The organism is Pseudonocardia aurantiaca (assembly GCF_039526725.1).
Lineage (GTDB): Bacteria > Actinomycetota > Actinomycetes > Mycobacteriales > Pseudonocardiaceae > Pseudonocardia > Pseudonocardia aurantiaca.
The window spans coordinates 23,943-46,738 of the sequence record NZ_BAAAJG010000026.1; the positions used below are offsets into that span (position 1 = coordinate 23,943).

Consider the following 22,796-nt stretch of genomic DNA (forward strand, 5'->3'; position numbering starts at 1 on the left):
CACACCCCGACTCGCGCGCACTCACACCCCGACTCGCGCGCACTCACACCCCGACTCGCGCGCACTCACACCCCGACTCGCGGGGTGTTCCCGCGAGTCGGGGTCTGGGTGTACGCGAGTCGCAGTGAGGATCTTGTGCGCGCGAGTTGTTACTGGGTGAGCGCCACCGTCGTCGTGTCGCCGATGCCGGGCAGGCCGGGCCTGCTCGTCGCGTCCACCACCAGCTCGCCCACCTCCGTCGTCAGCACGAGCCTGGTGACCGGGCCCAGGAACGTGCTGGTCAGCACCGTGGCTGCCAGCCCGTCCGGTGTGCCGACGGCCAGGCCTTCGGGCCGCACCTGCAGGGTCGGTGCGCCCGGCGTGATGCGCCCGTCCGCCGCGGGCACGTGGTTGGTCGTGCCCACGAACTCCGCGACGAAGTCCGTGGCCGGGCTCCCGTAGACCTCCTGCGGGGTGCCGACCTGCTCCAGCTTCCCGGCGTTGAGCACCGCCACCCGGTCGGCGACGGCGAGTGCCTCCGCCTGGTCGTGCGTGACGAACAGCGTGGTGATGCCCTCCGCGAGCTGCACGCGCCGGATCTCGTCGCGCAGCTGCACCCGCACCCGGGCGTCGAGCGCCGAGAGCGGCTCGTCGAGCAGCAGCACCGACGGCGAGACGGCCAGCGCGCGGGCCAGCGCTACCCGCTGCTGCTGCCCGCCCGACATCTCGTGCGGGTAGGAGCCCGCCCGGTTGCCGAGGCCGACGACCTCCAGCAGCTCGGCGGCCCGGCGGGTCCGCTCGGCAGCCCCGACGCGGCGCATCCGCAGCCCGAACGCGACGTTCTCGGCGGCCGTCATGGTGGGGAAGAGGCTGTAGGCCTGGAACACCATGCCCGTGTCGCGTTTGGCGGCAGGCACCCCGGTGACGTCGCGGTCGCCGATCAGCACCTGCCCCGACGTCGGGGAGTCGAAGCCGGCGAGCAGCCGCAGCGCCGTGGTCTTCCCACAGCCCGACGGCCCGAGCAGCGCCAGCAGCTCTCCTGGCCGCAGCGCGAGGTCGAGCCCGTCGAGCGCGTGCGTGGCGCCGTAGCTGCGCCGCAGCGCCCTGAACTCGACGGCCACCCCACGCCCGGTCCCGACGGGCGCCTCGGCTGTGCGCGTCATGAACTCGCCTTCCTCGAACGACGGCCGCCGGCGAACGACACCGCCATGAGCAGCACCCAGGTGAACAGCAGGCTCGCGAGCGACAGCGCCACGGAGACGCCCGCCGCGCTGCGCCCCACCTCGACGACGGCGATGGGGAACGTGTCGGTGTAGAGCAGGATGCGGGCGATCACGATCTCACCCAGCACGAGCGCGAGCGTCAGGAACGCCGCGCCCAGCACGGCGCTGCGGATCGTCGGCAGCACCACACGGACGAGGGCGGTCGCCGTGCTCGCGCCCAGGTTGCGGGCCGCCTCCACGAGCGTGCGCAGCGGGATCGCGGCGAGGCCGTTGTCCACCGCCCGGTACGCGAACGGCAGCGCGAGCACCACGTAGAACGGCGTCAGTGCCGTGGTCGACGACGCGAACAGCGTGCGGAACACCGGTCCGCCCAGGTTGGCCTGCACGAACGCGATGCCCGCCGCCATGACGACGGGCGGCACGACGATCGGCAGGATCGTGGCGCTCTCCAGCAGCCCGGCCACTGCCGGGAACCGCAGCCGGACCCATACCGCCGTCGGCACCACAAGCGCGAGCACCAACACCGCGGTGAACACGGCGATCTGCAGTGACGTCAGCAGCGACGTGAACAGCACCTCGTCGCGGACGATCGCGAGGTAGTTGCCGAACCCGTAGCCGCCGCCGGGCGTGCGGAGGCTGAACTCGGCCGCCGACAGCAGCGGCACCAGGAAGTAGAGGGCGGCCAGCGTAAGCACGACCACCCGCCAGCGCCGCCCCCTCACCGTGCGCTCCAACGAGCCGCGCGCCGCTGCAGCACCAGGTACCCGACCATCACCACAGCGATGACCACCACCATGTCGAACCCGAGTGCGAGGCCGACGTTCTGCTGGTCGGCGAGGACGTTGCCGGACAGCGCCGACGCGATCGCCGTCGGCAGCAGCGGGATCGACCCGCTGGTGAGCGCGAGCGCCGTGGCGTACGCGGCAAAGGCGTTGCCGAAGAGCACGAGCGTGGCCCCGCCGAGGGCCGGCGCGAGCACCGGCAGCGCCACGTGCCGCCAGTACGACCACGCGGACGCCCCGAGGTTCTCCGCCGCCTCGCGCCACTGCGGCAGCAGGCCTTCGAGGGCGGGCGTGATCAGGATGACCATGAGAGGCACCTGGAAGTAGACGTAGGTGAGCCCGAGCCCGGTGAGCGAGTCGATCCGGAACCCGCTCGCGTAGAGGTCGACGCCGACGCTGCGCAGGAACACCGTTGCGAGCCCGGTCTGCCCGAGCGCGGCGATGAACGCGAACGCGAGCGGCACGCCGCCGAAGTACGCGAGCACGCCGGACGCCGTCGACACGATCCGGCGCAGTGGGCTGTCCGGCCGCGCGGTGAGCACGGCCTGGGCGAGGAACGCCCCGAACACGGCGCCGATCACCGCCGTCACGGCCGAGAGCAGCACACTCGACAGGAACGCCGCCCGGTACTGCGGGGCGCTCACCGACGCGACGAGGTTTGCCAGGGTCGGGCGCCCGTCCGGGTCCGACAGCGCGCCGCTGATCACGAAGTACAGCGGCCCGCCGAGGAACACCAGCAGGTAGCCGACGAAGGGCAGCAGGCCCAGCGCCGCACCCCAGGACCGGGTGGGTCGCACCCGGTCCGGGGGCGCGGCGGGCGCCTCGAGAAGGTCGCTCATGCGGTGGCGGCTGCCCAGCCCTCGGCGACCACCCGCTGCGCGGCGTCGGTCTGTGCCTGCGTCGGGTACTTCGGCTCCCCGCTCACGGGCGGCAGCGCCGCCTCGAGGGCGGGGTCGGCGGTGCCGGCCTGGGTCATGTCCGTGAGCCGGACCGGGCGGGCCTTACCGGCGAGCCACAGGTTCTGGCCCTCGTCGGAGTAGAGGAACTCCTGCCAGAGGCGGGCGGCGGCCGGGTGCGGTGCGTTCTTGTTGATCGCCTGCGTGTAGTACTGCGCGAACAGCCCGTCCGACGGGACGGCGACCTTCCACTCGAACGACGCCTTCACCTTGTCGGCCTGTGCGACGTTGAGGTAGTCCCAGTCGAGGACGATCGGGGTCTGCCCGCTCTCGATCGTGGCGGGCGTCGGGTCGACCGTGAGCAGGTTGCCGCCCTTCTTGAGGTTCCCGAAGAACTGCACGCCGGGCCCGATGTTGTCGAGCGACCCGCCGTTGGCCAGCGCCGCGGCCCACACGCCCGCGAAGGCCGCCGCAGCCTGCGTCGGGTCGCCGTTGAGCGCGACCTTGCCCGCGTACTCGGGCTTCGCGAGGTCGGCGAACGTCGTCGGGCAGACGGGCACGAGGCTCGCGTTGCAGCCGATGGACATGAAGCCGCCGTAGTCGTTCACCCATGCGCCGCCGGCGTCCTTGTTCCCGTCGGGGATCGAGTCCCAGGTCTGCACCTGGTAGGGGGCGAACAGGTCGGCATTGCCGGTCGCGAAGGACTGCCCGAGGTCGAGCACGTCCGGCGCGCGGTCCTGCGTGCCGAGCTGGCGGACGGCGTTGATCTCGTCCTGGCTGGAGCCTTCCGGGTTGGCCGAGTTGACGGTGATCCCGTACTTCTGCTGGAACGTCGAGATGATCGCGCCGTAGTTGGCCCAGTCGGGCGGCAGCGCGATGACGTTCAGCTGGCCTTCGGCCTTGGCGGCGGTGACGAGCGCGTCGAGGCCGCCTGCGGCCCCTGCGGACGTGGTCGTACTCCAGTCGGTCCCGTTGGCGGCGGCCGGGGCGGTTCCTCCGCCCGAGCTCACGCAACCGGCCGCGCCGAGCGCCAGTGTGGCGACGGTTGCGGCCACGAGGACGCGGCGTGCGGTCATGGTGCTCCTCTGTTGATCTTTCTGATCCCCCGACCGAGACGATGCAGCCTGCATTGTTGAACTGACCACGACATGTCTCACTCGGGTCTGATTGATGGACCCGCGGACTCGGTCCGGTCACGACAGGGTACGGACCGGACGATCTTGACGGGGGGTTCAGGAAAGCCATATTCAGGTCATCTGCGTTCCTGAATGTGGCTTGGACTTCGTGGGGGGGTCTTTCACGCGGCGGAGGGGTTGCCCGTCGCCTCCTGCAGCAGGTCCGTCACCCGCACGATCCCGGCGCACACGTGGTCGCCGTCGAGCAGTACGAGGTCGTCGTAGCTGCGGTCGCGGTCGCTGGATAGGCAGAACTGCAGAGCGGCGCGCACGTCGGCCGTCATCGGGACGGTCCGCGGTGCCTCCGCGAGCGTCCTCGCCGGGCGGTTCGCGTAGAGCGCCCGCCCGAACGGGCCGGAGATCGCGAGCATGAAGCGGTTGCGGTCGAGGAAGCCGGTCGGGCGCCCGTGCGCGTCGAGCAGCACGACGCTCCCAGCCTGCGGGTGGTCGGCGAGGGCCTGCCGCACGCTCTCCGCCGTGACGTCCTCGGGGAGGCTCACCGCGGCCTGAGCCAGGTCGCCGACCGATGGCCGCGGCAGGTCGGGCACAACCGGCTGGACAGTGGTGGCGTCCGTACGGGCGACCGGGCGGGCCAGTGGCAGCAGGTCCACCGGCAGCAGGATGCCGGCGGTGGACGGACGGCGGCGCTGCTCGGCGAGCAGCGGTCCCTGCGCCCATGTGATGCCGTGGTCGCGTACGGCGGTGAGCTGGTCAGGTGTGCTCACCCCGACGGCCGCGACCCGCACCCCGACCGCCCGGCACACCTCCAGCAGCGCGTGCACAACCGTGCGGGCCCGTGGGTCCTGTGGCAGCCGCGCCACCAGCCCAGGTTCGATCTTGACCAGGTCGGGCTCGATCTCGGCGATCAGGTCGAGGCCGAAACCCCGGCAGGCGGAGTCGAAGCCGATGCCGAACCCGTCGGCCCGCAGCTCCGCGACACCCTCAGCAAGCGCGTCCGGCGGCGCGGCCGACAGCGCGGGGTTGATCTCCAGCAGCATCGGCGGCGTCGGGTGGCCCGCCTCCCGGTTGCGCAGCGACGCCCGCAGCTGCCCGATGCGGCGCCGGGCCGCGACCACGGTGTCGGCAAGTACGTCGATGTGCAGCGGCACGGTGACGTCATAACCGGTGCCGTGCAGCACCGAGGCGATCGCGACCCCGGAGTCGAACTCCGCCAGCTGCCGCGTGCCCCACACGGTGTTGCGGGACACGACCGCCACCTGGTCGCGGGCCTGGCAGCGCACGACCTCCAGGCCGACCGGGCGGCCGTTGGCGAGGTTCAGCAGAGGTTCGAACGCGAACCGGCCGTAGTCACTCATCGCATGGCCTCCCCTCCCGGTCCGACGGAATGCAACCACGGTCGGCCCAACGGCGAGATGAACGCCGGATGAATCATCACGGTCGGTGAGCGGGATTACCGCTGATCGGAGGTGGTATGCCCGGATACAACTACTTCGCGTCGTGATTGGTAACTCCGGGTGGAGCAACCGCTCGACCACCGCCAGTTCGCTCATCAGGAAGCGGGCAGCCTCCTCGATGCGGTCGCCCCGGCTGACCGCCTGGCTGCCCGCCAGTGGGCCCACTCGTCGCGCAGGCCGATCGCCTGCTGCCGCGTGGCGCGGCGCCGGCGCCACTGCTGCTCCGGCACTCGCCGTGCTGCCCTGGTCCGTCGACCTGCCGACCGTTTTGGTGCACAGCTTCGTGCTCTACGACGACCGACTCGTGCTCGTGGAGGCGATCAACGCCGAACTGGCCATCCGCTCGTCCGACGACGTTGCGCTCTACGCACGTCCGTTCGAGGCATTCTGGGACGTCGCATTCCAGGGCGAGCAGGCATCCGCGCTGATCGCCCGCGTGGCGCTGGATCTGCCCACCTGATCAGGACTTGGTGCCCCGCGCCATCGAGAGCACGTCGAGGGCCGCGTCGAGTTGCTCCAGGGTGAGCTTGCCGCTGTCCACGTGCCCGCGCTCGAGCACGACGTCGCGGATGGTCTTGCGCTCCTTCAGCGACTGCTTCGCGATCGAGGCCGCCTCCTCGTAGCCGAGGTAGCGGTTGAGCGGCGTGACGATCGCCGGGGAGGACTCGGCGAACTCGCGGGCGCGTTCGGTGTCGGCCTCGGCGCCCGCCACGACCTTGTCGGCGAGCAGCCGGGACGCGTTGGCGAGCAGGCGCGCGGACTCCAGCACGTTGCGCGCCATCACAGGCATCATCACGTTCAGCTCGAGGTTGCCCTGCGTGCCCGAGAACGCGACGGTGGCGTCGTTGCCGATCACCTGCGCGGCCACCATCATCGTGGCCTCGCAGATCACCGGGTTGACCTTGCCGGGCATGATCGAACTGCCCGGCTGCAGGTCGGGCAGGCGCAGCTCGGCCAGGCCGGTGCGCGGGCCGGAGCCGAGCCAGCGGATGTCGTTGGCCACCTTGAAGAGGGAGACGGCCACGGTTCGCAGCGCGCCGGAGGCCTCCACCAGGCCGTCGCGGGCCCCCTGCGCCTCGATGTGGTCCTCTGCCTCGGTGAGCTCGAACAGCTCCGTGGCGGCGCGCAGCTTCTCGACGACCCGCCAGGCGAAGCCCTCCGGAGCGTTCAGCCCGGTGCCGACGGCCGTTCCGCCAATCGGGAGCTGCGCCAGCCTGGGGAGCACGTCGCGGACGCGGTTGGCGCCGTATTCCACCTGCGTGGCCCAGCCGCCTGCCTCCTGGCCGAGCGTGATCGGCACGGCGTCCATGAGGTGCGTGCGCCCGGCCTTGACGACCTCGGCCCAGTCCTCCGCGCGGCGGCGCAACGCGCCTGCGAGGTGCTCCAGCGCGGGCACGACCTCGGTGGCGAGGGCCTCGGTGGCGGCGAGGTGGATGGTCGTCGGGAACACGTCGTTGGACGACTGCGACGCGTTGACGTGGTCGTTCGGGTGCACGTCCACACCGGCGCGGGAGGCGACCGAGGCGATCACCTCGTTGGCGTTCATGTTGGAGCTGGTGCCGGAGCCGGTCTGGAAGACGTCGACGGGGAAGTGGTCGTCGTGCAGCCCGGCGGCCACCTCGTCGGCCGCCGCGGCGATCGCGTCGGCCAGCTCGGCCGGGAGCACGCCGATCTCCTTGTTGACGCGCGCGGCTGCGCCCTTCACCAGGCCGAGCGCGCGGATCTGGGCCCGCTCCAGGCCGCGGCCGGAGATTGGGAAGTTCTCCACTGCACGCTGGGTCTGCGCTCGCCACAGCGCGTCGGCCGGCACCCTGACCTCGCCCATCGTGTCGTGCTCAATGCGAAAGCCGGCCTCGTCCCCGATCGCCATTCGCTCAGTGTCGTCCGCCCGCCACCGGTGCGCAGCGGGGAGTGGGCGACGGCACGGGCGCCCGGGTCACCCCGCGGGAGCAGAGGTGGCGGTGGCCTTCGCGGCTGCGGTCGGGTGGCAGCCGGTGGTCGCGTACATCGCGGCGTTGGCCTCGGTGGCCAGGTTGTAGTACGCCCCGTACGGCCCGAAGGCGCCGACGTCGTGCCGCCCGGGCAGGTCCACCACCGACTGTTGGGGCCCGAACCCGTACCGGGCGGACACCTCGCCAAGCACCTGTACCGTGCGCGGCCACAGCTCGTCGGGGATGCCGCCGGGCCGCAGCCAGGTCAGCGTGGTGCGCTTCTGCTGACGTCGCCGATCGTGAAGCTCACCGGCCGGCGATGCCCTCGACGATGGCGCCAGGCCGCGCCGCCGCGGCCTTCGCAGAGGTCGAGTGCACCGGCGCGCGGCCCATGCCGGCCGCCCCCGAGACGCGCAGTGCCAGGTCGGAGCGCGCGGCCACCTCGGCGGCCATCCGCCGGGAGTGGCCGAGCCGTGCGCTGTCCAACGCCGCCCCGAACGCGGCCGCGGTCGCGACGGTGCCGAACGCGCCGGCCGTCACCGCCACCTGGGACAGCGCCGTGACGGCGCGATCCGCCGCGTCCGCGACGTCCAGGTGCCCTGCGGCCCCGCTGTCGAGTCCCCCTGCGCTGTAGCGCATGTCCACTTCGCACCCCCGAAGTCGGAGCGGAAGTGTAGATCGACAACGAGGGGTCAGGCGACCACCTGCACCACGTCTCCGCGGTCGAGCGAGTGGAAGAACGTCCGGGCCGCGCTGCGCGGGAGGCGGATGCAGCCGTGTGACTTCGACTCGAGGCTGCCATGGTGGAACGCGATGCCTTCATTGAAGAACACGGCGTACGGCATCGGGGAGTTGTAGATCGTGCTGACATGGTCGCGGCTCTTGAACGTCACCTGGAACGTCCCGGGCGGGGTGAGGTAGCCGGGGCGGCCGTGGGTGATCGGCACGGGGCCGTACTCGACCTCGCCGTCGCTGATCAGCCAGGCCTGGTCGCTACCCAGCTCGACGCACGCGCGGGCCGTCGCGAGGCACGGGGTGTCGGGGACGGTCGCGGGAAGCGGCGGCGGGGGCGGGGGCTCGGCGGCTGGGAGCGCGACGGGTGCCGACGGCGCTGCGGACGCGACTCCCACACCGACACCGAGCAGGCTCGCCATCGCCATCACGACGAGCAGACCTAGCACCTTGACCACGCGCAATCCGCACCTCCTGCCTCATCACGGACGGCAAGGAGCTGTCACACCACCCGGAGCGATCAACTCGAACGGGTGGTGCCGCCCGCATAATTGGACCACGGACGCCGGGCTGGAGTCACGGAAGAGGTGGCGCCGAGTGCTCCACGGCGGCGAGCTGCTCATCGGAGAGGTCGAAGTCGACCGAGGAGTACTCGCGGAGCTTGGTGAGCCGGTGGTAGCCCTCGATCATGCGCACGGTGCCGGACTTGGAGCGCATCACGATCGACTGGGTCGTGCACCCTCCCGGGCTGTAGTGCACACCCTTGAGCAGGTCGCCGTCCGTCACGCCGGTGGCGCAGAAGAACACGTTGTCGCCCTGCACCAGGTCGTCGGTGGTGAGCACGCGGTCGAGGTCGTGCCCGGCGTCGAGGGCCTTCTGCCGCTCGTCGTCGTCCCGTGGCCACAGCCGGCCCTGGATCGCGCCGCCCATGCACTTGAGCGCGGCTGCGCTGATGATGCCCTCGGGGGTGCCGCCGATGCCGACGAGCAGGTCGATGCCGGTGTTCGGGCGGGCCGCCGAGATCGAGCCGGCCACGTCGCCGTCGGCGATGAAGTGGATGCGCGCGCCCGTGCGGCGGATCTCCTTCACGAGCGCGTCGTGCCGCGGGCGGTCCAGCACGCACACGGTCACGTCGGCGACGTCGAGGTGCTTGGCCTGGGCGACCCGGCGGATGTTCTCGCCGACCGGCACGGTGATGTCGATGACGTCGGCCGCCTCCGGGCCGACGGCGAGCTTCTCCATGTAGAACACGGCCGCGGGGTCGAACATCGCGCCGCGCTCGGCCACGGCCAGCACCGCTACCGAACCGGGCATGCCCTTGGCCATCAGCGTTGTGCCGTCGATCGGGTCGACGGCCACGTCGCAGTCGGGGCCCTCCCCGTTGCCCACGCGCTCGCCGTTGTAGAGCATGGGCGCCTCGTCCTTCTCGCCCTCGCCGATCACGACGACCCCGCGCATCGAGACGCTGCCGATGAGCTGGCGCATGGCGTCGACTGCAGCGCCATCACCGCCGTTCTTGTCCCCGCGCCCCACCCAGCGGCCGGCGGCCATTGCGGCCGCTTCAGTGACACGCACCAGCTCCATGGCTAGGTTGCGGTCGGGCGCCTCGCGGCGACGCTCGCGGGCGCTTGCCCCGTTCGCGGACGTGGTCATCTCGGCCTCCTCATCTCCCCTGCCGACGGCGCGCGGGGCCGTAGCCGCGCTGGGGATGCTCAGATCCTCGCAGATCAGTCTGCCTCGTAGTGGGCTCGCAACCCGGCGGCGGCTGAGACGGTCCGCACGTGCTGCACCATTGACCTCGTGAGCACCGCACCCGGCCCGCCGTCGAAGCCGCCGCGTTCCGCCCTCACCGTGCGCGACATGATCGCCGCGATCGGGGTGCTCCTGCTGGTGGTCCTCGTGGTCGGTGGGATCTCGCGCTCGTGCTCCTTCACTCCGGCGGGCCCCACCGTCGACTCGAGCCGGCTCCCCGTCGTCGACGCCCCCGCCGAGCTGCGCCGGCTGGCGATCGACCTCCCGTTCTCCGTGCGGATCCCGGCGGTGCCGTCGGACTGGCGCGCAAACTCGGCCGACCGGCTGTCCCTGCCGGACGGCGGACTGTCCGTGCGCACCGGCTACCTCACGACCGAGGGCCGCTTCCTGCGCCTGGTACAGAGCAACGCCACCGAGGAAGCCCTGCTCACGGCCGAGACGGGTGGAGAGCCCGCGCCGGCGCAGGGAGTCGTCGACGTCGACGGCGCGCGCTGGGTGGCGTACACGGGTCCGGGCGAGCGGGCGGAACCGATCTGGATCACTGAGGTCACGACGCCGGACGCGTCCGCGGTGCGGATGCTGATAACGGGCAGTGGCAGCGAACCCGACCTGAGAACCCTGGCGACCGCCGCAACCCAGGGCGAACTGATCCCCGCGCGGTAACACCGCAACTCGCGCGCACTGAGCCCCCGACTCGCGCGCATTCAGACCCCGACTCGCGGGGGCCCCGCGAGTCGGGGCGTGAGTGCGCGCGAGTCGGGGCGTGGGTGCGCGCGAGTCGCTGTCCGAGTGCGGCTGAGTTGTGTCAGGGGTGGGTGAGGCGGGTCGTTAGGCCGTCGAGGATGCTGGTCAGGCCCAGTTCGAACAGGGCGTCGAGGTCGAAGTCGAAGTCGTCCAGTGCCGTGACCCGCTCGAACATGGGGAAGTTGCCGCCCGCGGTGAGTGACTTGAGTGGGTCCGTATGAGCCCGGATCCACTCGTCGTTGTCCATGCCCGACTCCGCCTCGGCCTGCGCCTCGGTCTCAAGGTTGATCGCGATCCCGCGCACGTAGCTGACGAGCATGATTTGGACGTTGAAGGCCTCCGTTGTGTCGAGGCCCAGGCCGTCGAGCGCGGTGAGCACGTACTCGGTGTGCGCGAGCACGCTCGCCACGGGCTGTGGGCGGGTGAGCGACATCGCCTGGGCGAGCCAGGGGTGGCGGCGGTAGCAGGACCACTGTGTGCGTGCCGACGTCCCGAGCGCGGCCCGCGCGCTCTCTGGCGGCCCGGCGGGAAGTAGCTCCTCGCCGAACGCCCGGTCGATCATCATCAGCAGCAGGTCGTCCTTGCTCGCGACGTGCTGGTAGAGCGACATGGTGGCGATGCCGAGCTCGGCGCCGACGCGGCGCATCGACATCGTGGCGAGCCCCTCGGCGTCGGCGATCCGGATCGCGGTGTCGACGATGCGGTCGGCCGCGGGTCCCGGCGCGGTGGCCCGGGGGTGCGGAGTCCGCGACCGCTCCGCGACGACCGTGCCGACCCCGCGCACCGATCGGACGAGCCCTTCTTGCCGGAGGGTGGTGAGCGCCTTCGTGGCCGTCGCCATCGCCACCCCGAAGCGTCGGGTGAGCTCGCGGGTGGACGGGACGCGGTCGCCGGGGGCCAGCTCGCCGTCGCTGATGCGCGCGCGGAGGTCAGCGGCAATCCGGGCGGATGCGGGTTCGGTCACGGCTCTCCCTTCAGACAGCAGGTGCCCTAGTGCGGAGGCTGGGTGTCGTGCCTGCACGCCGCTCTCCACCCCCGCACTCCCGACTCTACTGTACTAGTGCGCTTTGAATTAATCTGCTGGTGACTGGCCAGTCGAGCTTGAACATATTACCGTACGCTGTACAGTCACTGGCGATCGGAAAGCTCGAAACGAGGGGGAGTCGTACGATGCACGAAAAGGATGTCCTGATCTCCGGTGCCGGTATCGCCGGGCCCGCCATGGCCCACTGGCTGAGCCGCGCCGGCTACCGGCCCACGATCGTCGAGCGCGCGGCGGCGCCGCGGCCCGGCGGGCAGACCGTCGACGTCCGCGGTGCCGCGCGCACCGTCGTCGAGCGGATGGGGCTGCTCGACGCCGTCAAGGCGATCCGCGTGGAGGAGCGCGGCATCGCCTTCGTCGACACACACGGCAGGCGGAGGGCGGAGATGTCGGCCGACGCGTTCGGCGGCGAGGGCATCGTCGCCGAGATCGAGGTGCTGCGCGGCGACCTCGCCGAGCTGCTCCATGACGCCACCCGCGAGACCACCGAGTACCTGTTCGACGACGCGATCACCGGCATCGAGCAGAACGACGACGGTGTCACGGTGCGGTTCGGCCGCGCCCCGGAGCGCCGGTTCGCGCTGGTGATCGGGGCCGATGGGCTGCACTCGGGCGTGCGCACGCTCGCGTTCGGGCCGGAGGAGCGGTTTGTGCGCCCGCTCGGCTGCATCTCGGCGTACTTCACCGTGCCCAACCGCTACCGCCTCGACGGCTGGTTCGAGATGTACAACGCGCCCGGCACGATGGTCGCGCTCCGGCCCGACCGCGACCCGGCCACCGTCAAGGCCCTACTCGGCATGCGGACGCCGGCCGGGGGCGTGGACCGCCGCGACCAGGAGGCCGTGCGCGCCCTCCTCGCCGGGACGTTCACCGGCGCGGGCTGGGTGGCCGACCAGGTGATCGCCGACATGCAGACCAGCAGCGACGTCTTCTGGGAGGAGCTCGGCCAGGCCGAGATGGACTCGTGGTCGACGGGCCGGGTCGTGCTGCTCGGCGACGCGGCCTGGTGCCCGTCGCCGATCTCGGGCCTCGGTACCAGCGCGGCGCTTGTGGGCGCGTACGTACTGGCGGGCGAGCTGGCGCGGGCAGGAGGCGACCACCAGGCCGCGTTCGCGGCGTACGAGACCGTGTTGCGGCCCTACATCAAGGAGACGCAGCAGCTTCCGCCTGGCGGCGTGGACGGGTTCGTGCCGGCCTCGCGCCTCATGATCGCGCTGCGCCTTCAGACCACGCGCTGGATGACCCGGTGGCCGCTGCGGAACGTCGTGGCCAAGGAGTTCACGAAGGCCGAGGCGATCACCCTGCCCGACTACACGATCTCCGCGGCCCCGGTCACTCGCCCTGCTCCGTGACGCCGAGCACCTTCTCCACGCGTTCGCGGGCGCCGGCCAGCTGCTCCTCGCAGCGGCGGGCCAGCGCCTCGCCGCGCTCCCACAGCGCCACCGACTCGTCCAGGCCGAGCCCGCCCGCCTCCAGCGCGCGCACCACCTCGGCCAGCTCGTCGCGGGCCTGCTCGTAGCCCAGCCCGTCCACCGGGGGGCGTTCGGTCACGTCGAACTCGCTTTCGTCCTGCGCCGCTTGGCGGGCGGCTGCGCCTTGTCGGGGGCCTTCTCGTCTCCCGCGACCTCGGCCACGACCGCGCCGTCGGCGACCCGGATCCGCAGCCGGTCGCCGGTTCCGACCTCGTCGACCGAGCGCAGCACTGGCAGCGGGTCGTCGCCGGTCATCCGCTGCACCACCGCATAGCCACGGGCGAGTGTGGCGGCCGGGCCGAGCGTCGTCAGCCGGGCCTTGACGTGGTCCAGTTCGGTGGCGCGCCGGTCCAGCCCCCGCACGAGGCACGCGCGGGCGCCGTCGCGCAGGCGTTCCACCTCGACGCCCCGCGCGTCGATCGCCCGCAGCGGCTCGGCCAGCACAGGCCGCCCGCGCAACGCGGCGAGCAGTCGTTCCTCGCGGTCCACCCACCCGGCGAGCGCCCGCCGGGCCCGGTCGCGCAGACCGGCGATCCGCGCGCTCTCCTCCGCGAGGTCCGGGACGAGCCTGCGGCCGGCCTCGGTGGGGGTGGAACAGCGCAGGTCGGCGACGTGGTCGACCAGGGGCGTGTCCGGCTCGTGGCCGATCGCCGAGACCACGGGAGTGCGGCAGGCCGCGACGGCGCGGCAGAGCGTCTCGTCGGAGAACGGCAGCAGGTCCTCCACACTCCCGCCGCCCCGGGCCAGCACGATCACGTCGACCACGGGATCACGGTCGAGCGCCCCGAGCGCGTCGACGATCTGCGGCACGGCGAGGGCGCCCTGCATCGCGGTGTTCTCGATCCGGAACCGCACGGCGGGCCAGCGCGCCTGCGCGTTCGTCACGACGTCGTGCTCGGCGGCCGATGCCCGCCCGGTGACTAGGCCGATGCAACCCGGCAGGAACGGCAGGCGGCGCTTGCGGGCCACGTCGAACAGGCCCTCGGCGGCGAGCAGCCTGCGCAGCCGTTCGATCCGGGCGAGCAGCTCACCGATCCCGACGGCGCGGATCTCGTCGACCCGCAGGCTCAGCGTGCCGCGGCCGAGGAAGAACGACGGCTTGCCGTGCACGACCACCCGATTGCCCTCGGCCACGGCGGGGCCGCCGTCACGCACGAGCCCGATCGGGGCCGTGAGCTGCAGTGACACGTCTGCGGCTGGGTCACGCAGCACCAGGAACGCGGTGCCGGTGCCTGCCCTGGCCGTGACCTGTGCGAGCTGGCCCTCCACCCACACCGCACCCAGCCGGTCGACCCACTCGGCGATCTTCCGCGCGACCGTGCGGACTGGCCACGGCTGCTCGGGCGAGGTGGAAGAACTCACGGAGCTTCCCCGCTGACGCTCGTCAGCACCGCGAGCGGACTGCTGTCTTGAATGGTGACCTCGCGGGCTCGGTCACGCTTCCGTGACCGTGGTGATCCGGTTGGAGAGCATCGTGACGTAGGGCGGGCGGTTCCCGCGGGCCGTCTCCCACGCCAGCAGTGACCGGAGCTCCTCGACGGTGAGGTGGCGCAGGCGGCCGCGCAGCTGCGGGATCGTCATCGAGGCGTAGTCGGGCAGCACGTTGGGCCCGGTCACCACGTCCTCGGCGGCGGGCGCCTCCGGCTCGACAACTGCTTCGACGACGGTCTCCACGATTGTGTCCGGCTCGGGCCTGCTGGTGCGCCGCAGCTCGGTGACGGCGCCGTTGCGCGCGACGCGCTCGTCGTCGTCCTCGTCGTCGAACGTGGCCCAGCTCGGCCGCTCCTCGACGGGGCGGAGTGTGCCCAGTGCGCGGTCGCCCTTGATCGCCAGCTCGGTGACCTTCTGCTGCATGCGCATCGACGCCTGCAGCGCCTGGCTCACAGCGGTGACAGGGAACTCGACGACGAGTCGAGGCAGATCCCTCGCCTGTTCCACGGCGGTGGCGACGAGGCCTGCGGCGATGCGGACCGGCAGCGGCAGCGGACTCATGCCCCACAGTCTCCCCCGGAGCCCCGACATCAGCAGCTCCGGGTGTGTCTCCCGGCGCAGGGGCCCGACCATCGGGCGTCCCTGATCGGCCGCCCGTAGGCTGGGGCCATGTCGCGAGCGAGGAAGCGCGTCCTGCTGGCCGCGCCGCGCGGGTACTGCGCGGGCGTCGACCGCGCCGTCGAGGCCGTCGAGCGGGCGCTCGAGCAGCACGGCGCGCCGGTCTACGTCCGCAAGCAGATCGTCCACAACGTCCACGTCGTGGAGACGCTCACCGAGCGCGGCGCGATCTTCGTGGACGAGGCCGACGAGGTGCCGGAGGGCGCGCTCGTGGTGTTCTCCGCCCACGGTGTCTCGCCCGCTGTACGCGACCAGGCGAAGGACCGCGGCCTTCGCACGATCGACGCCACCTGCCCGCTGGTCACGAAGGTGCACCACGAGGCCAAGCGGTTCGCGCGCGAGGACTACGACATCCTGCTCGTCGGCCACCAGGGCCACGAGGAGGTCGAGGGCACCTCGGGTGAGGCTCCCGAGCACATCCAGCTCGTCCAGACGCCCGCCGACGTCGCGGGTGTCACCGTGCGCGACCCGGAGAAGGTCGTGTGGCTCTCGCAGACCACGCTCTCGGTCGACGAGACGATGGAGACGGTGCGCGCGCTGCGCGAGAAGTTCCCGTCCCTGCAGAACCCGCCGTCCGACGACATCTGCTACGCCACGCAGAACCGCCAGGTGGCGGTCAAGGCGATGGCGCCGCACTGCGACCTCGTGCTCGTGGTGGGCTCGAAGAACTCGTCCAACTCGGTGCGGCTCGTCGAGGTGGCGCTGCAGTCGGGAGCCGGCGCGGCGTACCTCATCGACTTTGCGCGCGAGATCGACGACGCCTGGCTGGAGGGTGTCGAGACGATCGGGCTCACCAGCGGGGCGTCCGTGCCTGAGGTGTTGGTGCGCGGGGTACTCGACTACGTCGCCGAGCGCGGCTGGGAGTCGGTGGAGGAGCTCACTACCGCCGAGGAGACCCTGACGTTCTCCCTGCCCCGCGAGCTGCGCCCCGCCCGGAGCGCTGCGCGCTAGCCGGCGTGGGCGCGTCGAGCGGCCGTTGCAGGAAGATCCGGAGGAACCCGAGCACCAGCACGGCGCCGGTGGTGCCTGCCATGATCGGGAACGCGTTGACCAGCGGCGCGCCGATCACGAGCAGGCGGTCGGCCACACCCTGACCGGGGCGCGGGGAGCCCGCGAGCAGCACCACAACCGGCACCGCCGCGGCGACGAGCAGCGGCGGCTGCACCATCGGCCCGAATAGCCCGTCGCGGCGCACCCACGCCACGGCGAGCACGCAGCCGGCGATGTGGCAGATCGTGAACACCGCGCCCAAGGTGCCGATCCGCGTCAGGTCGACGAGAACCCCGACGGCCGTGAGCACTGCGCCGAGGCCGACCGCGGCGTACGGCCGGATGCCCAGCACCGTGGGGAGCACGGATCGCTCGGCCATCGGCCACTGCCCGCCCGTCCGCTTCACCGGCGGCGGGCCCTCGTCGGACTCGGGCCGGACGCGTCGCCGGGACGGCCGCTCGCCGTCGTCGCCCGTCACCGCAAGGTCCCGCTGGTCATCCCCTCACGGTAGCCCGAGGTTCTGGACGCCCGTCGCCACCGGGCCGTTCGGCCTGCCGGTCCAGCCGGCTCAGCTCGTGCAGCGCCACCAGGGAGTCGGCGGCCGAGGCCACCAGCTCCGGCGCGGCGACCGTGCGCGGGGCGCGTTCGACCTGGGCGGGAGCGGGGATGTCCTCGTCGGTGACCTCGAGGTCGGTGAGCTTGCGGGCCGTGACCAGCACCCGCGCCTCCAGCGACGACACGGTCTGGTTGTAGCTGGACACCGCCGCGTCGAGGCTCCGACCGAGCTTGGCCACGTGCGTGCCCATCGTCGCGAGGCGGCTGTGCAACTCCTTCCCGAGCTGGTGCACCTGCGCCGCGTTGCGGGCGAGCGCCTCCTGCCGCCAGCTGTAGGCGACCGTGCGCAGCAGCGCGATGAGCGTGGTGGGGGTGGCGATCACCACGTTGCTGGAGAAGGCGTGCTCCAGCAGGGCCGGGTCGGCCTGCAGCGCCGCCTCGAGGAAGGGGTCGCCGGGCACGAACAGCACCACGAACTCCGGCGACGGCTGGAAGGCCGCCCAGTAGCTCTTGGCACTCAGCGAGTCGACGTGCTGGCGCAGCTGACGGGCGTGCGCGGCCAGCCGCTCGCGGTGCACACCCGGGTCGCGGCTCTCGACGGCCTCCAGGTACGCCGCGAACGGCACCTTCGCGTCCACGACCACCTGCTTGCCGCCCGCCAGGTGCACCACCATGTCGGGCCGCACGCCGCCGTCCTCGCCCTGCCCGACGACCTGCGTGGAGAAGTCGCAGTGCTCCACCATCCCCGCGAGCTGGACGATCCGCTCCAGCTGCAGCTCACCCCACCGGCCGCGCACCTGGGGCGCGCGCAGGGCGTTGACCAGCTGTTTCGTCTCGTCCTGCAGGCGATCCGAGCTGGTGCGCATGGCGCTGACCTGCTCGCGGAGGCCCGCATACGCCGATTCGCGCTCCTTCTCGACGGTGCGCAGCTGGCCCTCGACACGCTGGAGCGTGGCGGCCACCGGGTCGAGCAGCTTGCCGAGCGCCTCCGCCCGCGCCGTCGAGTCGCCCTCGGCCCTCGCCGACAGCGCGGCGGTTGCCTCCTTGATGCGGCCCTCGGCGAGCGCCACGAACTGCTCGTTGTTGCGGGCGAGCGCGTCGGCCGACAGGGCCTGGAACGCCTGCTTCAGCTCCGCGTCGCGGCGGGTCAGCATGGCCTCGCGCTGGGCTCCCGCCTCCCGTTCCCCCTGCAGCGCAGCGTTGGCCCCGGCGGCTTCGGACTCCGCCCGGCGCAGCCGCTCGACGGCCCGCTCGTGCGCCTCGGTGAGATCGTCGAGGCGCTCCAGCAGTCCGGTGCGCTCCGCGCGGAGCCCTGCGGCGTCGGCGCGGAGCATCGCGGAGGCGTCGGCGGCGGCCCGCGCGGCCTCCGCCGCCGTGAGCCGCGCTTTGGACACGACGAGGAGGTACGCGGCGCCCGCACCGAGCGCCGCGCCCACGATCACGCCGATGAGCAGCACGGATACGGTCGTCGTGTCCACACCGGCAAGGGTGCACAGCCCCACCGACGGAACCCGGGAAGGCGCGCCGGGCCCGGGGCTCAACGGCGCAGGCGGATCGGCGAACGGTCGAACGGATGGTCGAGGTGGCTGGGCAGCCCCGAGCCGTCAGGTCATGGCTCTCCTGCGCGCCCGACTGCCCCTGAACAGCCTGATGCCGAAGAGGATCATCAAGGCACCGGGCACGATGCCGACCATGGCGATCGCGACGTACTCCCAGTCGAACGGCACGTGCGTCGCCCTCGGTGTGCCGTCGTCTCCCGGGCCGAAGTGCTCCGGACCCGTGTAGATCGTCGCGGCAGGGATCATCTCCCCAGGAGTCATCCCGCTCGCCGCGTTCAGCGCCGCCGCGGCGTCGATCTGGCCGTACCCGGTCTCGGGATCATGGCCGGCGGAGTAGTGCGAGGCGGTGGTCTCCAGCGCCTTCTCGACCTGGCCCGCCGAGAGGCCCGGGTACGCCGAGCGGATCAGCGCCGCCGCGCCGGCGGTGAGGGCAGCGGCCGGGGATGTTCCCTTGCCCGGGCTCCGGCCGCCGTTGATATCGGCGGCGTTGATGTCGACTCCCGGTGCGAGCACGTCGACGTAGTCGTGTACCTGCGAGAAATCGGCGCGTCTGCCGCCGGGCGTGCCGGCGCCGACCGCGATGACGCCGGCGAAGGCGGCCGGGTAGCTGATGCCGTTGAGGTCCTTCGCTTCGTTGCCTGCGGAGGCGATGACGACGATCCCGCGGGCGTTGGCCTCGGCGATGGCGTTCTGGGTGTCGGCGTCGTACCCCGACAGGACGGTCTGCCCGTCGCCGACGGACATGCTGATCACGCCCGCCCCGGCCGCGACGGCCTGCTGGATCCCCCGCAGCAGAGCTGTGCCGGTCACCGGATCAGGGCCGGACGCGAAGGCGTCGGGGGAGAAGTCCGGGTCGTCGTCGTCGCGGGTGATGCGGATCCCGAGCACCTTGGCCTGCGGGGCGACGTCGAGCACGCTGCTCGCCATCGCGGTGCCGTGGTTTCCGTAGTACGGCTGGTCACGGTCGTTCTCGCCGAGCATGTCCGTACCTTCCTCGGCCCGGCCCTCCAGCGCCGGGTGGTCGGTGCGGATGCCGCTGTCGAGAACGGCGACGGTGACCCCCTCGCCCTGGGTGATCTCGTGCGCCGCGCCGACGGACATCGCCGTCAGTTCCCATCCGGGGCCGCCCGCCTGATCGGGAGCGGCGTTCGCGGGGCTCGGAGAGGCCAGCACGAGCGCGGTGGTCATCATCGCGACGCCACCGCCCAGCACAGCGCGGTGCGCGGGTCGCGACCAGCGGTTCACGATCCCTCCTCCCTCGCGGTGTCGAACTTGCTCTGCAGGTGCGAGGCCACCTGTTCCGCGATCCCGAAGTAGGGCTCGACCTCCTTGCGCTCGGAGTAGCTCCACTTGCCCGGTAGCTGCGCCACGGTCCGGCCGTCGAGCGGACCGACGGTGGCGGCCATGAGGTACGCCTGGTCGGTCTCGTCGGAGGAAACGGTGCGGACGTCGCTCGCGACCGCATGGTCGTCGCTCCACGCCGCGGCCGGGGTGCCCTCCACCGGATAGGCGTGCAGGATCGCGCCGACGTCCCTGCCCTTGTCGTAGTCGTACTCGTAGAGGGCGTCGGCGCCGGTCTTGTCCAAGACCGCGACCGCGACGGTCGCAGCGACCGAGTCGGTGAGGTCGATGTAGGTGGCGCGCAGCAGGGTCGTGCACTGGTACCGCGAGGCCTCCTCGAGGAACAGCCCGCGGAACCCGTCCGCGCACGTCGTCTCCTCGATGCCCGCCCGGTACCAGGTGTCGAGCCCTCTGGCGTCATCGACCAGTTCCGCGTGCTCGCCGATGCGGTCCGGGAAGATCTCCGTGGCACCCAGGTTGTGCCACGCGACCTGGAAGAAGGTGTCGTTGCCGGTCGTCTGCTGCGCGTTGCTGATGGCCTTGGCGATGACCAGGACGCCGGCCAGCAGCGGGATGACCCCGAACGCGATGAGCACTACACCCCAGACCCGGCGCGGGCGACCCTTCGGCTTGGGGTTGCCGGTCGGGCCGGCGGGATAGTGCTGGCCAGGTGGCGCCCCGACAGGAGGGACGGGTGGCCGCCACCCTGCGTGCGGGCCCGGTTGCTGGAACTGGAGGCCTGGCTGCCATCCGGGCGCGGGCCCCTGCGGGGGTGGTCGGTAACCGGGAGGGGGTGGGTAGGACAAGGTTGTCATCTCCGCGTCGAGCTCGGGGGAGCGGGTGAACGGCGCCGGGGCACGCGGTCACCCCACCCGACCGGCATCGTCCGAGGTCGACCTGGACCTTCCGCGGAACGACAGGGCGCCCACGGACGCGGTCTGCGAGTTACCAGTTCCCCCAACAGGGTGATCTTATGACGCCTCACCCGAAGTGGATCTTCCTACCGGTTTGGCCGAAAAGTGCAGTTCGAGCCGGTCAGCGGCCCGCCTCGTGCGCCAGCAACTGCTCCTTCACCGTCACTCCCCAGCGGAATCCGCCGAGCGTGCCGTCGGTGCGCAACACACGGTGGCACGGGACGAAGAGCGCCACGGCGTTGCGGGCGCAGGCCGAGGCCGCGGCGCGCACGGCGGCGGGACGGCCGGTCTTCGCCGCGTACTCGGTGTAGGTCACCGGCGCCCCGGCCGGCACCGTGCGCAGCACCTCCCAGGCGTGCTCCAGGAACTCGCCCGACCGTTGCCGGACGGGCACGTCGTCGATCGCGGACAGGTCGCCGTCGTGGTAGCGGGTGATGGCGTCCGCGACGGGGCCGAGGTCGCCCTGCTCCAGCGCGGCCGGCCGCAGCGTCGGGTGGACCTGCGGCATCAGCTCGTCGAGCGACGCCGTCCAGCCGGAGGCGATGACCGCGCCGTCGGCGTCGACGACTGCGGTGAACGGGCCGATGCGGGTGTCGATGGTGGACCAGGTCGCGGTGTTCATGAGGTGCTCCGTTGGGTGGTGGTGGAGGTGGCTCGCCACAGGTGCACGGCGGCGTAGGACCGCCACGGCGCCCAGCCCGCGGCCCGCGCCGCGAGCCCGTCCGCGTCGGACGGGAGGCCGAGCGCCGCCGCCCCGCGCCGGACGGCGAGGTCGGTGGCGAGGAGTTCGTCGGGGTCGCCGAGCAGGCGCATCGCCAGATAGCCGGCCGTCCACGGCCCGACCCCGGGCAGCGCGGTGAGCGCGGAGCGCAGGTCGGCGGGGTCGCGGGCGGGATCCAGCACGAGCGATCCGTCCGCGACGGCCGTGGCCAGGCCGACCACGGCGGCGATGCGCCGGGCCGGGCCCGTCAGCACGTCGATGCCGCGTTCGGCGACGGCGGCGGCGGTGGGGAAGAGCAGGTCGGGGCCGTCACCGGACAGGCCGGGAGGGAGGCGCTCGCCGAGCGCCGCGGCCAGCCTGCTCGCCGCAGTGCGCGCGGCCGCCACCGAGACCTGCTGGCCGAGCACGGCCCGCAGCGCGGTCTCCACGCCGTCCACCGTGCCGGGCAGGCGCAGGCCCGGAGTGGCGGCGACGAGTGGCGCGAGCACCGGGTCCGCGCCCAGCACGGTGTCGACGGCGACGGGGTCGGCGTCGAGGTCGAGAAGCCTGCGCAGCCGGGCCACAGCCGGGCCGAGGTCGCGCGGGTCGGCCAGCCGCAGCGTCGCGAGGACGTGTGCGGTCTCGGGCCGCAGCTCCACGGTCGCGGCGCCGTGCGGCAGCCGCAGCGTGCGGCGGTAGACGCCGTCGCGCACGCTCTCGACGCGGTCGAGCGCGCGGGCGGCGAAGAATGCGAGCAACCCCTCCGCGTCGAACGGCGGGCGGTAGGGCAGCCGCAGCACGAGCGTCCCGGCGACGGCGGGAACCGCGCCCCGGCGCCGCCCGGCCTCCGTGCGGAGGGTTGTCGGCGGTACCCCGTACACCTCGCGCACGGTGTCGTTGAACTGGCGGACGCTCGCGAACCCGGCCGCGAACGCGATGTCGGCCATCCCGAGCGGAGTGGTCTCGACGAGCAGCCGGGCGGTGTGCGCGCGGTGCGCCCGCGCCAGGGCCAGCGGACCGGCGCCGAGCTCGGCGGTGAGCACCCGGTTGAGGTGGCGCTCGGAGTAGCGGAGCTGTGCGGCGAGGCCAGGCACGCCGTCGCGCTCGACCACGCCGTCGGAGATGAGCCGCATGGCCCGGGCGGCAAGGTCGGCGCGCAGGTTCCAGTCGGGCGAGCCGGGTACGGCGTCGGGCTGGCAGCGGCGGCAGGCGCGGTAGCCGCGCTGCTGCGCCGCTCCCGCCGTGGGCAGGAACTCCACGTTCGACCGCTTCGGTGTCATGGCGGGGCACGAAGGCCTGCAGTAGATGCCGGTAGTGCGCACCGCGGTGATGAAGTGCCCGTCGAAGCGGGCGTCGCGGGAGGCGACGGCGCGGTAGCAGCGGTCCTGGTCGAGTAGCACGACGTTGACTCTGCCACCGGAGATGCAGCCCCTCTGGCGGAAATCGGACGCGAGCGCAGATGAAAGTCTTTTCATCCGGCTCTCA

General features: G+C 72.3%; 24 protein-coding genes. 4 read left to right on the forward strand and 20 right to left on the reverse strand.

What is annotated here, in order from left to right; genetic code table 11:
* Positions 1–149 precede the first annotated feature (149 nt).
* From ABD143_RS31060 to ABD143_RS31080, 5 genes are all read right to left on the reverse strand, one after another.
* Positions 150–1,142, reverse strand: coding sequence for an ABC transporter ATP-binding protein (locus tag ABD143_RS31060; RefSeq protein ID WP_343985079.1), 993 nt, complete (start codon positions 1,140–1,142; stop codon positions 150–152).
* Entirely contained in the window at positions 1,139–1,924 is a 786-nt protein-coding gene (locus ABD143_RS31065; protein WP_343985081.1) for an ABC transporter permease, read from the reverse strand. The genes ABD143_RS31060 and ABD143_RS31065 overlap by 4 nt, the downstream gene beginning before the upstream one ends.
* The gene (locus ABD143_RS31070; protein WP_343985083.1) at positions 1,921–2,823 is read right to left on the reverse strand and encodes an ABC transporter permease; all 903 of its coding nucleotides are present in this window, start codon (positions 2,821–2,823) and stop codon (positions 1,921–1,923) included. Before ABD143_RS31070 ends, ABD143_RS31065 begins: the two co-directional genes overlap by 4 nt.
* The gene (locus ABD143_RS31075) at positions 2,820–3,956 is read right to left on the reverse strand and encodes an ABC transporter substrate-binding protein (protein WP_343985085.1); all 1,137 of its coding nucleotides are present in this window, start codon (positions 3,954–3,956) and stop codon (positions 2,820–2,822) included. Before ABD143_RS31075 ends, ABD143_RS31070 begins: the two co-directional genes overlap by 4 nt.
* Before the next feature lie 221 nt (positions 3,957–4,177).
* Positions 4,178–5,371: an EAL domain-containing protein gene (locus ABD143_RS31080; protein ID WP_343985087.1), complete on the reverse strand. Its 1,194-nt coding sequence runs from the start codon at positions 5,369–5,371 to the stop codon at positions 4,178–4,180.
* Between the two features lie 334 nt (positions 5,372–5,705).
* On the opposite strand from ABD143_RS31080, the gene ABD143_RS31085 reads away from it, so the two are divergent.
* The gene (locus tag ABD143_RS31085; RefSeq protein ID WP_343985089.1) at positions 5,706–5,930 is read left to right on the forward strand and encodes a hypothetical protein; all 225 of its coding nucleotides are present in this window, start codon (positions 5,706–5,708) and stop codon (positions 5,928–5,930) included.
* Here ABD143_RS31085 and ABD143_RS31090 read toward each other — a convergent pair whose 3' ends face one another.
* From ABD143_RS31090 to glpX, 5 genes are all read right to left on the reverse strand, one after another.
* Positions 5,931–7,340 (reverse strand): class II fumarate hydratase, encoded by a 1,410-nt coding sequence (locus ABD143_RS31090; protein WP_343985091.1) that lies wholly within the window; start codon positions 7,338–7,340, stop codon positions 5,931–5,933.
* Positions 7,341–7,406: 66 nt separating this feature from the next.
* Positions 7,407–7,766 carry an LppA family lipoprotein gene (locus ABD143_RS31095; protein WP_343985825.1) on the reverse strand — a complete coding sequence of 120 codons (360 nt, stop codon included), beginning with the start codon at positions 7,764–7,766 and terminating at the stop codon, positions 7,407–7,409.
* On the reverse strand, positions 7,708–8,040 hold the full coding sequence (locus ABD143_RS31100) for a hypothetical protein (protein WP_343985092.1): 333 nt from the start codon (positions 8,038–8,040) through the stop codon (positions 7,708–7,710). The genes ABD143_RS31095 and ABD143_RS31100 overlap by 59 nt, the downstream gene beginning before the upstream one ends.
* Positions 8,041–8,093: 53 nt before the next feature.
* Positions 8,094–8,591: a L,D-transpeptidase gene (locus tag ABD143_RS31105; RefSeq protein WP_343985094.1), complete on the reverse strand. Its 498-nt coding sequence runs from the start codon at positions 8,589–8,591 to the stop codon at positions 8,094–8,096.
* A gap of 118 nt (positions 8,592–8,709) precedes the next feature.
* Entirely contained in the window at positions 8,710–9,786 is a 1,077-nt protein-coding gene (gene glpX, locus ABD143_RS31110) for a class II fructose-bisphosphatase (protein WP_343985096.1), read from the reverse strand.
* A 147-nt stretch (positions 9,787–9,933) separates the two neighbouring features.
* On the opposite strand from glpX, the gene ABD143_RS31115 reads away from it, so the two are divergent.
* Entirely contained in the window at positions 9,934–10,548 is a 615-nt protein-coding gene (locus ABD143_RS31115) for a DUF4245 domain-containing protein (RefSeq protein WP_343985098.1), read from the forward strand.
* Positions 10,549–10,690: 142 nt separating this feature from the next.
* Here the strand turns inward: ABD143_RS31115 and ABD143_RS31120 are convergent, their stop codons facing one another.
* Complete coding sequence (locus tag ABD143_RS31120) at positions 10,691–11,593, reverse strand: TetR/AcrR family transcriptional regulator C-terminal domain-containing protein (protein ID WP_343985100.1); 903 nt, start codon at positions 11,591–11,593, stop codon at positions 10,691–10,693.
* Between the two features lie 206 nt (positions 11,594–11,799).
* Here ABD143_RS31120 and ABD143_RS31125 point away from each other — a divergent pair, with 206 nt between their 5' ends.
* Complete coding sequence (locus ABD143_RS31125; protein WP_343985102.1) at positions 11,800–13,023, forward strand: FAD-dependent monooxygenase; 1,224 nt, start codon at positions 11,800–11,802, stop codon at positions 13,021–13,023.
* Here the strand turns inward: ABD143_RS31125 and ABD143_RS31130 are convergent.
* From ABD143_RS31130 to ABD143_RS31140, 3 genes are all read right to left on the reverse strand, one after another.
* Positions 13,004–13,222 (reverse strand): exodeoxyribonuclease VII small subunit, encoded by a 219-nt coding sequence (locus tag ABD143_RS31130; RefSeq protein ID WP_343985104.1) that lies wholly within the window; start codon positions 13,220–13,222, stop codon positions 13,004–13,006. The genes ABD143_RS31125 and ABD143_RS31130 overlap by 20 nt on opposite strands.
* A complete protein-coding gene (gene xseA, locus ABD143_RS31135) occupies positions 13,219–14,505 on the reverse strand; it encodes an exodeoxyribonuclease VII large subunit (protein WP_343985106.1) in 1,287 nt (428 codons plus the stop codon). The genes ABD143_RS31130 and xseA overlap by 4 nt, the downstream gene beginning before the upstream one ends.
* A 72-nt stretch (positions 14,506–14,577) precedes the next feature.
* Entirely contained in the window at positions 14,578–15,135 is a 558-nt protein-coding gene (locus tag ABD143_RS31140) for a lipid droplet-associated protein (RefSeq protein WP_343985108.1), read from the reverse strand.
* Between the two features lie 108 nt (positions 15,136–15,243).
* On the opposite strand from ABD143_RS31140, the gene ABD143_RS31145 reads away from it, so the two are divergent.
* Entirely contained in the window at positions 15,244–16,203 is a 960-nt protein-coding gene (locus tag ABD143_RS31145) for a 4-hydroxy-3-methylbut-2-enyl diphosphate reductase (protein WP_343985110.1), read from the forward strand.
* Here ABD143_RS31145 and ABD143_RS31150 read toward each other — a convergent pair.
* The 6 genes from ABD143_RS31150 to ABD143_RS31175 form a co-directional block, all read right to left on the reverse strand.
* Positions 16,133–16,720 (reverse strand): DUF6542 domain-containing protein, encoded by a 588-nt coding sequence (locus ABD143_RS31150; protein ID WP_343985112.1) that lies wholly within the window; start codon positions 16,718–16,720, stop codon positions 16,133–16,135. The genes ABD143_RS31145 and ABD143_RS31150 overlap by 71 nt on opposite strands.
* 16 nt (positions 16,721–16,736) lie before the next feature.
* Entirely contained in the window at positions 16,737–18,275 is a 1,539-nt protein-coding gene (locus tag ABD143_RS31155) for a DNA recombination protein RmuC (RefSeq protein WP_343985114.1), read from the reverse strand.
* Positions 18,276–18,401: 126 nt separating this feature from the next.
* The gene (locus tag ABD143_RS31160) at positions 18,402–19,601 is read right to left on the reverse strand and encodes a S8 family peptidase (RefSeq protein ID WP_343985116.1); all 1,200 of its coding nucleotides are present in this window, start codon (positions 19,599–19,601) and stop codon (positions 18,402–18,404) included.
* Positions 19,598–20,293, reverse strand: a complete 696-nt coding sequence (locus ABD143_RS31165; RefSeq protein WP_343985118.1) for a hypothetical protein — start codon at positions 20,291–20,293, stop codon at positions 19,598–19,600. The genes ABD143_RS31160 and ABD143_RS31165 overlap by 4 nt, the downstream gene beginning before the upstream one ends.
* A gap of 439 nt (positions 20,294–20,732) precedes the next feature.
* Positions 20,733–21,233: a methylated-DNA--[protein]-cysteine S-methyltransferase gene (locus ABD143_RS31170; RefSeq protein WP_343985120.1), complete on the reverse strand. Its 501-nt coding sequence runs from the start codon at positions 21,231–21,233 to the stop codon at positions 20,733–20,735.
* Complete coding sequence (locus tag ABD143_RS31175; RefSeq protein WP_343985122.1) at positions 21,230–22,786, reverse strand: AlkA N-terminal domain-containing protein; 1,557 nt, start codon at positions 22,784–22,786, stop codon at positions 21,230–21,232. Before ABD143_RS31175 ends, ABD143_RS31170 begins: the two co-directional genes overlap by 4 nt.
* Positions 22,787–22,796: the final 10 nt, after the last annotated feature.